General features: G+C 43.8%; 12 protein-coding genes. 1 reads left to right on the forward strand and 11 read right to left on the reverse strand.

The genetic code is table 11. The features are described from left to right. Window positions 1-62 precede the first annotated feature (62 nt). The 11 genes from B7717_RS09325 to B7717_RS09375 all read right to left on the reverse strand — a co-directional run bounded on the left by B7717_RS09325 (window position 63) and on the right by B7717_RS09375 (window position 10,448). Complete coding sequence (locus tag B7717_RS09325; protein WP_084944649.1) at window positions 63-1,358, reverse strand: LCP family protein; 1,296 nt, start codon at window positions 1,356-1,358, stop codon at window positions 63-65. Continuing rightward, entirely contained in the window at window positions 1,355-2,203 is an 849-nt protein-coding gene (gene pheA / locus B7717_RS09330; RefSeq protein WP_084944651.1) for a prephenate dehydratase, read from the reverse strand. The genes B7717_RS09325 and pheA overlap by 4 nt, the downstream gene beginning before the upstream one ends. Continuing rightward, window positions 2,200-2,676 (reverse strand): shikimate kinase, encoded by a 477-nt coding sequence (locus B7717_RS09335; RefSeq protein ID WP_084944653.1) that lies wholly within the window; start codon window positions 2,674-2,676, stop codon window positions 2,200-2,202. The genes pheA and B7717_RS09335 overlap by 4 nt, the downstream gene beginning before the upstream one ends. Beyond that, entirely contained in the window at window positions 2,669-3,952 is a 1,284-nt protein-coding gene (aroA, locus tag B7717_RS09340; protein WP_084944655.1) for a 3-phosphoshikimate 1-carboxyvinyltransferase, read from the reverse strand. The genes B7717_RS09335 and aroA overlap by 8 nt, the downstream gene beginning before the upstream one ends. A 90-nt stretch (window positions 3,953-4,042) precedes the next feature. Next, window positions 4,043-4,381, reverse strand: coding sequence for a YlbF/YmcA family competence regulator (locus B7717_RS09345; protein WP_000065973.1), 339 nt, complete (start codon window positions 4,379-4,381; stop codon window positions 4,043-4,045). 10 nt (window positions 4,382-4,391) lie between these two features. Then, entirely contained in the window at window positions 4,392-5,495 is a 1,104-nt protein-coding gene (locus B7717_RS09350; RefSeq protein WP_084944657.1) for a prephenate dehydrogenase, read from the reverse strand. A 9-nt stretch (window positions 5,496-5,504) separates the two neighbouring features. Further along, complete coding sequence (aroC, locus tag B7717_RS09355) at window positions 5,505-6,671, reverse strand: chorismate synthase (RefSeq protein ID WP_001269883.1); 1,167 nt, start codon at window positions 6,669-6,671, stop codon at window positions 5,505-5,507. Window positions 6,672-6,680: 9 nt separating this feature from the next. Further along, a complete protein-coding gene (gene aroB / locus B7717_RS09360; protein WP_070657514.1) occupies window positions 6,681-7,748 on the reverse strand; it encodes a 3-dehydroquinate synthase in 1,068 nt (355 codons plus the stop codon). A gap of 18 nt (window positions 7,749-7,766) precedes the next feature. After that, complete coding sequence (locus B7717_RS09365) at window positions 7,767-8,621, reverse strand: shikimate dehydrogenase (protein WP_000762462.1); 855 nt, start codon at window positions 8,619-8,621, stop codon at window positions 7,767-7,769. Next, window positions 8,611-9,288 carry a type I 3-dehydroquinate dehydratase gene (gene aroD, locus B7717_RS09370; RefSeq protein WP_000767778.1) on the reverse strand — a complete coding sequence of 226 codons (678 nt, stop codon included), beginning with the start codon at window positions 9,286-9,288 and terminating at the stop codon, window positions 8,611-8,613. The genes B7717_RS09365 and aroD overlap by 11 nt, the downstream gene beginning before the upstream one ends. Beyond that, complete coding sequence (locus B7717_RS09375; RefSeq protein WP_001079976.1) at window positions 9,285-10,448, reverse strand: class I SAM-dependent rRNA methyltransferase; 1,164 nt, start codon at window positions 10,446-10,448, stop codon at window positions 9,285-9,287. Before B7717_RS09375 ends, aroD begins: the two co-directional genes overlap by 4 nt. Window positions 10,449-10,720: 272 nt before the next feature. Between B7717_RS09375 and B7717_RS09380 the strand changes: the two genes are divergently transcribed. Continuing rightward, window positions 10,721-12,169, forward strand: a complete 1,449-nt coding sequence (locus tag B7717_RS09380; protein WP_001181085.1) for an alpha-amylase — start codon at window positions 10,721-10,723, stop codon at window positions 12,167-12,169. Window positions 12,170-12,176 lie beyond the last annotated feature (7 nt).

Genomic DNA, 12,176 nt, shown 5'->3' on the forward strand with positions numbered 1-12,176 from the left:
ATCAAAGCCTAAACCACTTTTTCACTAGTGATTCAAACTTTGATTTTCTTTATAAGAGTTTTCTATCTCATTCCCATTTGGGCGAGTTTTGTCTTGTATTTATTTTGGTCGACAAGGAGAGCCTGCCCTCCATAAACATCGTAGTCATCTACCCAGTCACCAAGTTCGGGAATAGTTAATCTTTCGATACCATTCTGAGCGCCTTCTATGACAGATAAACCATTGGTCAACAAGAAGCTATACGGTAGATTGGTCGAAGTCATCGCAAAGACTTTCCCAAGCGCCTCAGATCCTGTAAAGAGTTTCGTTGGATCTTTGACCTGCTCAAGAACAGCTGACATGACTTGTTGCTGACGTTTGGTACGGCCATAGTCTCCTTCATCATCATCACGGAAGCGGGCATAGTTCAGTAAGGTAGAACCATTCATCTGCTGTTTTCCAACTTTGATAGTTTGAGTTGGGGACTCTGTCTCTGTTGCATGAAGGTCATCTCCAACTGTCGCTTCTGTTAAAGGTTGACCATTCAATGTTGAGAATTGGGCATCAATCGTTACTCCATCAGGGAATAGGGTATCAATAGCTGTTGCAAAGGCCTGGAAGTCAACTAGGGCATAGTACTTAATATCCAAATCAAAGTTGTCTTTTAGAACCTTGCGGACCATTTCAGCCCCCTTTTGCCCTTCTTGTTCCCCAAGTTCATAAGCAACATTTAGTTTGTTATCCGTTTGTTTCTGACCATTTACAATCTTACTATACCCGTCGATATAAACTAAATTGTCACGCATAAAGCTGACTAGCTTGATCTTTTTATCCGATCCGCTGACATTTAACACCATGATCGTATCGGTACGGGTTTCTGCACTATTTTGACCGATACGGCCATCTGTCCCCATGACTAGGATATTCACACCGTCTTTGGTATCCTGACCGTTAAAGACCTCTACTTGAGCCGCCTTGGCGTCAGCTGGCTTATTTGTTGGATTGGCCGCTGACTGGAACCCTCGAAGAAACATGAAAATCATCCCTGCGGCCACACATGTAATCAACAGCAAGAACCAAGTCAGTATTCGTTTGAAGCGAATTCTTCTTTTTTTCTTTTTGACTTTAGGCAGAGGAGCTACCTTTTCACGTCTCTTAGATCGACTTCTACTGCCATAAGTCGGAAGATCAATATCTCTACCCCAAGTTTCTTCTTTTTCCTCTTGGTAGAAATGGTGAACTTCAGACTTGGGACCTGTCATTTTTTGTTGCAGATAATCAAACTCCCTCCGTTCACGGTCGTTGAGGTAATGAATATTTTTGAAGAGATAGTCATAACGTAACTGCTCGTGATGACTTAAAGGATTTTCTTTGCTCATTGACTCTCCTTTTCTATATCAGTTATGGTAAAAATCGGGTAGATTCCCAGTATCTTGTGCTGGATTCCAATAGCTTCTAGTTCTTGTCTTGCAAAATGAACCAGCTCTTTGTCACTATAGTCTACATCGATAATGAAAAAGTATTCTCCCAAGGCTGTTTTAAGGGGGCGACTTTCAATCTTTGTTAAGTCAATCCCTCTCCAAGCAAAAGTCGAAAGTGCCTTGTAAAGAGCACCAGGTAGGTTGTCTGGTAAGGTCAAGGCCAAACTCATTTTTTCAGCTTGTGAGTTCAAAGGAACCTTCGGTATCTCTACCCCTAACACCCAAAAACGTGTGAAATTGGCTTCCATTTCCTGAATATCCTCTGCAATTAATTCCAAGCCATATTCTTCAGCTGAACTTTTAGGAGCAATAGCTGCATAAGGCTGATCTGGATGTTCCGAAATAAAGCGGGCCGCATAGGCTGTACTAGCAGTCACCTCGATTTGAGCCTCTGGATAGTGTTTGTCGATGAATTTTTTTCCCTGAGCCAAAGCCTGAGGATGGGAAAAAATCTTCTCAATTTTTGACTGATCTGGAACTGCCATCAGTTGCTGATGAATGGGTTGAACGATTTCTGCAACTGCTTGGATGCGAGCCTGGTGAAAAAGGTAATCCAAACTTTCATGGACACTACCTTCAATGGAGTTTTCAACTGGTACCACAGAATAGTCCACCAAGCCCTGTTCATAGGCCTTGATAACATCTGTGATATTGGCAAAGGCATGCAATTCCTCTTTGGGAAAGGCTGTCTGCACAACATGATGCGAAAAAGATCCCTTGGGACCTAGATAGGCAATTTTCATCTCAGTTCCTCTATAATTTCCTCTGGGCTTAACTTGGTCACATCTAGAACCCGACTGGCTACTTTCTCATACCAAGCTTGTCTTTCATGGAAAATAGCTGCTAGTTCTTCCTTACTATTATTTAGAAACAGCGGGCGCTGATGGTCCTTATCAGCTGCGATACGTTGGTAGAGGGTTTCAAAATCTGCTTTTAGGTAGATGTTATCAGGATTGGTTTTGAGCAAGTCACGATTTCTCTGAGAAATGACGACTCCTCCGCCAGTTGACACAACTCGGTCCGTTTTTAGTAAGTCAGCTAGGACTTCTGACTCTACTTGACGAAAGGCATCTTCTCCTTTTTCAGCGAAGAAATCCGCAATGGACATGCCCAAACGTTCCTCGATTAAGGCATCCATATCGATGTAGTCTGAGTCCAATCCTCTAGCGATTGTCGATTTGCCAGCCCCCATAAATCCGAGTAATACCTTAGCCATGAATCAAGCTCTCCAAATCATCAAAGAAGCTAGGATAGCTGGTATTGATGGCTTCAGCACGATCAAGTTCCACTTCTCCATCCGCAACCAAGAGGGCTGCGATGGCTGTCATCATTCCAATTCGATGGTCACCAAACGTATTGACTCTAGCGCCATGAAGTCTTGATTTCCCTTTGATAATCATCCCGTCTGCTGTAGGAGTGATAGCCGCCCCCATGCTATTTAAGGCATCTGCCACCACCTGAATGCGGTCTGTTTCCTTGACCTTGAGTTCCTCAGCATCCTTAATGACTGTTACACCTTGTGCTTGTGTCGCTAAAAGGGCAATAATAGGTAATTCATCAATCAAACGTGGAATCAAGGCTCCACCTATCTCCGTTCCTTTCAGGTCTGAAGACTCGACATTCAAGGTTGCTGATTTAGCGACTGGGTCAATATCAGTTATTTCCAATCTTCCACCCATGGCGCGAATGACATCAATAATACCTGTACGCGTTTCATTGATGCCCACATTCTGCAGCACCACACGAGAGTTTGGAACAATCAAACCTGCGACCAACCAAAAGGCTGCACTGGAAATATCTCCTGGCACGACAACCTTTTGTCCGGTCAGTTTTTGTGGTCCTTGGACTGTGATTTTCTTGCCATCCACACTTAAATGGCCACCAAATTGCTGTAGCATATCTTCGGTGTGGTTACGAGTGCATTCTTTCTCGATAATAACGGACTCCCCCTGAGCCTGCAAGGCTGCAAACATCAAGGCTGACTTAACTTGGGCAGAGGCGATTGGCAACTCATAGTGAATCGGTTTTAAATTTTTCGTTCCTTTTAAGCAAAGAGGAGGCAGGTCTCGCTCAGTTTGCCCTGAAATACTAACGCCCATTTTTTTCAATGGAATCGTCACACGGTCCATTGGACGTTTAGAAAGACTATCATCTCCAAACATTTCTACTTCGATGTCTGCACCAGCCAGGACACCTGAAATCAGGCGAATCGAGGTGCCAGAATTCCCCATATCCAAGGCGTTTTGCGGAGCTTTTAAGCCATCCATGCCTACACCTTGAATCGTAATCACACCGTCTTTATCTTCTATTTCAACACCAAGGTCACGAAAAACCTGCATGGTTGAAAGTACATCCTCTCCACGCAGAATATCATAAACTTTAGTTTCTCCCTCAGCCAAACTTCCAAAAATAATCGAACGGTGGCTAATAGACTTGTCACCTGGAACTCGGATACTGCCATGTAAGTGGCGAATGTTTGTTTTTAGTTTCATAGTTGACCTCATACTTGCAATACTTTTTCTTATTTTATCACAAAAAAGCCAGAAATTCCTGAAATTTCTGGCTTTTATACAGATAAAATACTATTTCAATAATTCTGAAACAGGTTCAAAGACAATTTTTTCAATGTCTGAAAGGTAAATGGACAATTGTTGCTGTTTGGCAAAGAAATCTGACAAAAGAGCGTTCTCTTGGATTTGCTTGCTGAAAGACTGCATCTTTTCTTGGAAAGAGGCGTCTGGCATTTGTCCCGTTTGCGCCATGACTTGGATTTCTTGCTGGAAAGCGAGGTAGTCTGCAAAAATCTTGCTAGCTTGTTCATCAGCTTGGATGGCATCTTTTGCTGCCTTAACTGCCTTGTATTCTGGTAATTCGCGTAACCCGCGACTGAGTTCATTTGCACTATCGTAAATATTTGACATGATTTTCTCCTTATTTGATGACGACTGCGTAGTCTGTATTTTCTGTAATTAAGCGCTCAGCTCGTTCCAGATCTTGAGCATTTTTAAAGGAAATTTGTAGAATCCCGTGAACGTCTTCACGGTTTTCTTCGTTGATGTGGATATTAACCAAAGAAGTCCCACGAAGTAATTCCAAAATTCGCAAGATGACATCTTCTTCATCGGGAACATCGACATAGAGGTCGTAAGAGCTATCCACACCACCACGCTTATGGATTTCCATAGCCTGCCGTTGCGCACGCGCTTGGTTGAAAAAGTTCCAGATTTGCTCTTCATCTCCCCTGCTGATGGCCTGACCAATCGCTTCCAAGCGTTCCTTGAAATCCGCAATTCGCTCTAGAATAGTCTCACGGTTAGACAAGAGAATAGAAGTCCACATACCTGGCTCGCTTTCCGCAATGCGAGTCATATCTCGAAATCCACCCGCCGCAAAGCGTCTTGCCATCTCATGTTCTTGAGCATAAACTGCTGTTTGTTCCATGAGACCTGATGCCAAGATATGGGGAAAATGGCTAATCTGTGAAGTTACTTGATCGTGCTCCTTGGCATCAATTTCAATGAAACGAGCATGGAGGCCTGAAAGTAGGTCCTTCATTTCTGAAAGGGTTTCTGGAGTGGTCAAGCTAGATGGAGTAAAGATATAGTAGGCATTTTCAAAGAGATTAACATCGGCAGAGGCAGCTCCTGTCTTGTGGCTACCAGCCATGGGATGAGCCCCGACAAAACGAATTGACTTGCCAGCCAAATATTCCTCCGCCACTTCCACAATGGCAGCCTTGGTTGAGCCCGCATCCGAGATAATGACGCCTTCTTTCAAGTTCAAACCTGCCAACTCCTGAATAAAAGCAATGGTCTGCTTGATTGGCAAGGTCAAGATGATGACATCTGCCAGAGGAGCAAAACTGGCAAAATCATCCGTCGCACGGTCAATCATCCCCCGCTCCAAGGCAATATCTCTAGAAGCCTGACTGCGATTATAACCCAAAATTTCATAATCCGGATGATCGCGTTTGATACCAAGCGCCATCGAGGCACCAATCAAACCGAGACCTGCGATATAGATGGTTTTTGCCATAGGAACTCCTTAATAGTTCTTTGTATACTCACGGTGTTTGGTTACCGCTTCTTTTAATTCCTCTAGGTTGTCCGATGAAAATTTTTCAAGGATTTCTTGCGCCAGAACCGTTGCTACAACAGCTTCCATGACTACCCCAGCTGCTGGCAGAGCGGTCGGATCACTTCTCTCCACGGTTGCCTTGTAAGGTTCGTGGGTTTCGATATCCACACTCATAAGTGGTTTGTAAAGAGTGGGAATGGGTTTCATAACTCCACGAACAACAATTGGTTGCCCATTGGTCATACCACCTTCAAAACCACCTAGATTATTGGTACGACGAGTATAGCCGTCTTCTTTAGACCAGAGAATTTCATCCATAACTTGGCTGCCTTTGCGGTAACCAGCTTCAAATCCAAGACCAAATTCCACCCCTTTAAAGGCATTGATAGAAACAACTGCTTGGGCCAATCGCGCATCCAATTTTCTGTCCCATTGGACATAGGAGCCAAGGCCAACTGGAACGCCTCCGACGACTGTCTCTACAACCCCACCAATGGTATCACCGTCACGTTTGATTTGGTCAATATAGTCCTTGATTTCCTGTTCCCGCTCTTGGTTGACAATAGAAACTTCAGACTGGGCAGCTCGTTCCTTAATCTCAGCCACTGTCAGATTTTCAGGTACATCGATTTCCTTGCCACCAAAGACCACGACATGGTTGGCAATCTCCATATTTAGCTCAGCCAAAAGTCGTTTGGCTACTGCCCCAACAGCCACTCGCATGGTGGTTTCACGGGCAGATGACCTCTCCAAGGAATTTCGCAAATCATCAAAACGGTACTTAATGCCCCCAACTAAATCGGCATGACCTGGGCGAGGATGGGTAATTTTTCTCTTGCTTTTAAGGCGGTCTTCAATGTCCTCAGCAGACATGATATCCAGCCATTTTTGGTGGTCCTTATTGATGACATCCATGGTAATAGGTGCCCCTGTCGTCTTCCCGTGACGAACGCCCGAAGTAAAGACAACCTGGTCACTCTCAATCTTCATACGGCCACCACGACCGTAGCCACCCTGACGGCGTTTAAGGTCTCCATTAATATCCTCTGCTGTCAAAGGAAGTCCAGCTGGAATTCCTTCAATAATAGCCGTCAAACGGGGGCCGTGTGATTCTCCTGCAGTTAAATATCTCATACGTTCTCCTTATTTTACCAAGTAGTCTTTCATCTCTTCCAGAGAAACTGGGTGAATGGTCGCTGAACCAAGCCCTGGTACCAAGACCAATTTCAAGGTGTTCCCACGCGCTTTCTTATCATGAGTCAAAGCCTGATAAAGTTTGTCAACATCCCAGTTTTCATAGTCAACAGGCAAACCAAATTTCTGACACATAGCTGTGATGGACTGGGTTATACCAGCTGGCATGAGGCCTTTTTCCTCAGCAATCTTGGAAATCTGCACCATCCCCATAGCCACAGCCTCACCATGCATGACCTTGCCATAGCCAGCAGTCGCTTCAATAGCATGACCAATAGTGTGCCCAAAATTGAGGTAAAGGCGAACACCATTGTCCAACTCATCCTCGACCACCATCTTCCGCTTAACCTGACAAGAATGTTCAATCAAAGTCTCTGCATGCTCCAGAATGCTCTCTACAGAACCATCCAGCTCCGTCAAGAGAGCCCATAGTTCTGGATCCTCAATCAAGCCATACTTAATAACCTCACCCATTCCTTCAATCAACTCTCTTTTTCCGAGTGTTTCAAGGACAAGCGGATCAATCAGAACTCCATCTGGTTGGGCAAAAGTTCCCACCATATTTTTAGCAAATGGAGTATTGACACCCGTCTTTCCACCGATAGAAGAATCAACCTGAGCAGTCAAACTAGTCGGAATCTGAACAAAGTGAATGCCCCGCATATAGGTAGAGGCTACGAAACCAGCTAGATCCCCAACGACACCACCACCAAGAGCCACAATCCCATCGCTACGAGTCAGACCTTGCTTGACTAAAAATTCATAGACCTTCTGAACAGTGGTTAAATTTTTTCGTTCTTCGCCTTCTAAAAAGTCAAAAACAGCTACCTGAAAACCAGCATCTTCTAGGCTGAGTTTAACCTTCTCTGCATAGAGAGAGGCTACATGGTTGTCGGTTACGATAACCACTTTTTGTGGTTGCCAGAGTTCTCGCAACCATTGACCAGCCTGAGCCAGACAACCTTTTTCAATCTGAATATCATAAGGATGATGCGGAATATCGATTCTGATTTTCATAGTAGGATCTCCTTTTCACTATTTATATTTTTCTGTTAAGGACTGCCAAATTTCTTCTGTCGGCATTTCTTTACCTGTCCACAGTTGAAAAGCTTCAGCAGCTTGATAGAGCAACATTCCCAGACCATTGACAGCTGGATTGCCCTGGCTTCTAGCCCATTTCAAAAATGGTGTCTCAAAAGGTTGGTAAATGATATCTGCGACCAAGAGAGCCTCTGGCAAATTGATACTTTCTGGAACTGGCGACGACTGGCCATCCATCCCTACACTGGTCGCATTGACGAGCAGGTCCGACTCGGCAATCCTTGATTGCAGTTCAGAAAGATCTTCTAAAGCATACAAGTCCACTTTAAAACCTGTTTGCTCCTGCAACTTGTCTAGGTAAGGTCTTGTTTTTTCCATAGAAGCTGAACGTACAAAGACCGAAATCTGACTGACCCCATCCAAAATAGCTTGTGCCAAGATTGATTTGGCCGCACCACCTGCACCCAGAAGGGTCATTTTCTTATCTGAGATTGTAAAAGAAGGCAAGCTCTTAAAGAATCCCTTGCCATCTGTATTATATCCAATTAAAGTGCCATTATGATTAACAACCGTATTAACCGCCCCAATCAAACGAGCCTCATCACTCAACTCATCCAGATAAGGAATCACTTGCTCCTTGTAAGGCATAGACAGGTTGATGCCAAACATCTGGTAACGGCGAATATTGGCGACTGTTTCTGCCAAATCACCCGCTTCAATCTCCCAAGCTACATAGGCACCATTAATAGCTGTCGCCTCAAAGGCCCTATTGTGGATAAAGGGCGAAATAGAGTGTTTGATGGGATTGGCAACAACTGCAGCTAAACGTGTATAGCCATCAAGCTTCATCCAAAATCTCCCTGATTTTCTTCATGTTTGATAGCGAAATCTGACCTGGGGCACTCGCTTCATCCAGACTAGCAAATGACCAACTCGAACCCGTCACATCTGAAGTAATGCGTGATACCTTGCCCATTTTCCCCATGGAAATGGTCACGTACTCTTGCTCAGGATTGAGTGTTTTAAATCCTCGAGTGTAATTCATCAGGTCTAAAACATCCTGCTCCGTATGAGCCATAACTGATACCTTGACCACTTTCGGAGAGAGACTGGTCAACTCAGACAAAATTTCCATCATGTTTTCAGGTGTCTCCTGGAAATTATGGTAACTCAAAACAAGATTTGGAAAATCCAACATTTCCTCAAAAACGTCCTTGTAGCTGAAATACTCAAAATCTACATAATCCGGCTGATAAAGCTGAGTAACTTCCTTAATGATTTGAACATACTCTTCTGAGGAAAGTTCGATTTCTCCTCCCTCAGCGCGGGTCCGAAGGGTAAAGACAAGTTCGCGTCCTGCAAATTTCTCAAAGATAGCGGGTGCTACCTGTAAAATAGCGTCCTTTGTAAGAAAGTCCGCACGCCACTCAATGATATCGGCATCTTCATACCTAGTGGCATCCAGTTCTTGCGCTTCTTCTAAACTTCTTGGCATTACTGAAACGATTAATTTCATCTACTAACCTTCATACTAATCACCTTGAGGTAATTACTGCTTTCATCTTTTTTATTATAGGCAAAGTCTGCTGGAAGTCCGTATTGGTTCAAGACCTGATACCTTCTTCCTGCAAAACCTTTATCAATTTGTTCTGTAAATTTCTGGCGGGAAACATTGGCAGCATTGGTACTGGCAATGATAATCCCTCCCGGATTTAAAATCTCTAGACTCTGGGAAATCAACTTGTGATAGTCCTTAGCTACAGAGAATGTTTGTTTTTTATTGCGGGCAAAGCTTGGCGGATCAAGAACAATCACATCATAGGTCAAGCCTTTTCGCTTGGCATACTTGAAGTACTCAAAGACATCCATAACGATAAAACGATGATTGTCCGTGCTGAGTCCATTTGCCTGAAAATGAGCTTCTGACAGCTCTCTAGACCGTTTGGCCAAGTCGACAGAAGTCGTCTCACTCGCGCCTCCCATAGCTGCAGCAACTGAAAAGGCAGCCGTATAGGAGAACATATTGAGCAAGGATTTGCCCATGGCTAGACCGTCAACCAGACTCCCACGAACCTCATGCTGGTCTAGGAAAATCCCTGTCATCAAGCCATCATTCATAAAGACTTGATAGAGCACGCCATTCTCAAGAACAGTAAAGTAATCTGGCGCTTCCTCACCATAAACATAGGCAGACTCGTAGTCTAGACCTTTAAAACGAATCTTTTCATAAGCCCCCAAGACCTCAGGGAAAACTTCCTTAAAAGCATTTATGATCAGCACACGAATCTGGTAAACAAAGGAATTGTACCAAGAAAAGACAGCATAATCTCCATAGAGATCAACAGTCAGACCACCAAAACCATCCCCCTCTTGGTTAAAAAGGCGAAAGGCAGTGGTCAAGTCATCTTGATAATAAGGCTTTCTAGCTTCCTTGGCCTTACGAAACAGGATTTCAAAAAAGGCTTGATTGAAACGAACCTTTTCCTTGCTGATGAACCAGCCGATTCCTTTATTCTGTTGAGAAAGATAGGCGCTCCCTAAAAACTTCCCGTCTTGACTAAGAACTTCTACTGCCTGATCCGTCAGTTCAATATCTGTTAAATCACTTGCTTCCAAAAGAACTAGACCCTTAGCTAGCTTTTTTTCAACACATCTGCTGACCCTAATTCTATTCATAGCTACTATTATAGCAAATTTTGTGACAATTCTCAAAAAAGAAACCGTTTAACCATATGTACTTTAGTTTACTGAGTGTCATTTTTGTTAAAATAAGTATATGCCATTTACTTTTCCACCAAAACATCCTTTCCCTTATAATGGAAAGAGAGATTCTATTCGCTAAAAATAGACAATTTCAGAAATGAGTATAGAATCTTGCGCAAACGTTTGCCTAGTTCTAAACTTTATGGTAAAATAAAACACAACATTGATAAGCAAGAGGAAAAACAATGCAAAATCAGACACTTATGCAATACTTTGAATGGTATTTGCCTCACGACGGCCAACACTGGACGCGACTGACAAATGACGCAGAGCACCTAGCAAACCTTGGCATCAGCCATGTCTGGATGCCACCTGCCTTCAAGGCAACCAACGAAAAAGATGTCGGCTATGGTGTTTACGATCTTTTTGACCTAGGTGAATTTCACCAAAAAGGGACTGTCCGTACCAAGTATGGGTTTAAAGAAGATTATCTTCAAGCCATTCAAGCCCTAAAGGCGCAGGGAATTCAACCTATGGCCGATGTGGTGCTCAATCACAAGGCTGCTGCCGATCATATGGAAGCCTTTCAGGTTATTGAAGTGGACCCTGAGGACCGTACCGTTCAATTAAGCGAGCCCTTTACTATCAATGGCTGGACTCACTTTACTTTCGATGGTCGCCAAGATACCTACAATGACTTCCACTGGCACTGGTACCACTTTACAGGTACAGACTACGATGCCAAACGCCGTAAGTCTGGTATTTACCTGATCCAGGGGGACAATAAAGGTTGGGCCAACGAGGAATTGGTCGATAACGAAAACGGTAACTACGACTACCTCATGTATGCCGACCTAGACTTTAAGCACCCTGAAGTCATCCAAAACATCTATGACTGGGCTGACTGGTTCATGGAAACGACTGGTGTAGCTGGTTTCCGTTTGGATGCCGTTAAGCACATCGACTCCTTCTTTATGGGCAATTTCATTCGTGATATGAAGGAAAAATACGGTCAAGATTTCTATGTTTTTGGGGAATTTTGGAACCCAGACAAGGAAGACAATCTAGACTATCTCGAGAAAATAGAAGAACGTTTTGACCTTGTCGATGTTCGCCTCCACCAGAACCTCTTTGAAGCTAGCCATGCTGGAGCAAGTTACGACCTTCGTAACATTTTCACAGATAGCTTGGTTGAACTAAAACCCGATAAGGCTGTGACCTTTGTAGACAACCACGATACCCAACGAGGACAGGCCCTCGAATCGACTGTTGAAGAATGGTTTAAACCAGCAGCCTATGCCCTTATTCTATTACGTCAAGATGGGCTTCCATGTATCTTTTACGGAGATTATTATGGCATTTCAGGGCAATTTGCTCAACAAGATTTCAGAGAAGTTCTTGACCGTCTCCTAGCCATCCGAAAAGACTTGGCTTATGGAGAGCAAACAGACTACTTTGACGATGCCAACTGTATCGGTTGGGTTCGTTCAGGCGCTGAAAACCAATCCCCGATCGCTGTCCTTATCTCAAATGACCAAGAAAACAGCAAATCCATGTTTGTCGGTCAAGAATGGGCTGAGCAGACTTTTGTTGATCTCCTTGAAAATCATCCAGCACAAGTTACAATCAATGCTGAAGGGTATGGAGAATTTCCAGTAGCAGCGGGTTCAGTCAGTGTCTGGGCAACAAAATAAACCTATC

Origin of the sequence: Streptococcus oralis subsp. oralis (assembly GCF_002096495.1) — a bacterium.
GTDB lineage: Bacteria > Bacillota > Bacilli > Lactobacillales > Streptococcaceae > Streptococcus > Streptococcus oralis_CU.

Excerpts from the sequence above, each read along its gene's own strand:
- pheA (WP_084944651.1), bottom strand. The coding sequence starts at position 2,203 with ATGAAAATTGCCTATCTAGGTCCCAAGGGATCTTTTTCGCATCATGTT.
- B7717_RS09365 (WP_000762462.1), bottom strand. The coding sequence starts at position 8,621 with ATGAAGCTTGATGGCTATACACGTTTAGCTGCAGTTGTTGCCAATCCC.
- B7717_RS09345 (WP_000065973.1), bottom strand. The coding sequence starts at position 4,381 with ATGTCAAATATTTACGATAGTGCAAATGAACTCAGTCGCGGGTTACGC.
- B7717_RS09350 (WP_084944657.1), bottom strand. The coding sequence starts at position 5,495 with ATGGCAAAAACCATCTATATCGCAGGTCTCGGTTTGATTGGTGCCTCG.
- aroD (WP_000767778.1), bottom strand. The coding sequence starts at position 9,288 with ATGAAATTAATCGTTTCAGTAATGCCAAGAAGTTTAGAAGAAGCGCAA.
- B7717_RS09380 (WP_001181085.1), top strand. The coding sequence starts at position 10,721 with ATGCAAAATCAGACACTTATGCAATACTTTGAATGGTATTTGCCTCAC.
- B7717_RS09375 (WP_001079976.1), bottom strand. The coding sequence starts at position 10,448 with ATGAATAGAATTAGGGTCAGCAGATGTGTTGAAAAAAAGCTAGCTAAG.
- aroC (WP_001269883.1), bottom strand. The coding sequence starts at position 6,671 with ATGAGATATTTAACTGCAGGAGAATCACACGGCCCCCGTTTGACGGCT.
- B7717_RS09335 (WP_084944653.1), bottom strand. The coding sequence starts at position 2,676 with ATGGCTAAGGTATTACTCGGATTTATGGGGGCTGGCAAATCGACAATC.
- aroA (WP_084944655.1), bottom strand. The coding sequence starts at position 3,952 with ATGAAACTAAAAACAAACATTCGCCACTTACATGGCAGTATCCGAGTT.
- B7717_RS09325 (WP_084944649.1), bottom strand. The coding sequence starts at position 1,358 with ATGAGCAAAGAAAATCCTTTAAGTCATCACGAGCAGTTACGTTATGAC.
- aroB (WP_070657514.1), bottom strand. The coding sequence starts at position 7,748 with ATGAAAATCAGAATCGATATTCCGCATCATCCTTATGATATTCAGATT.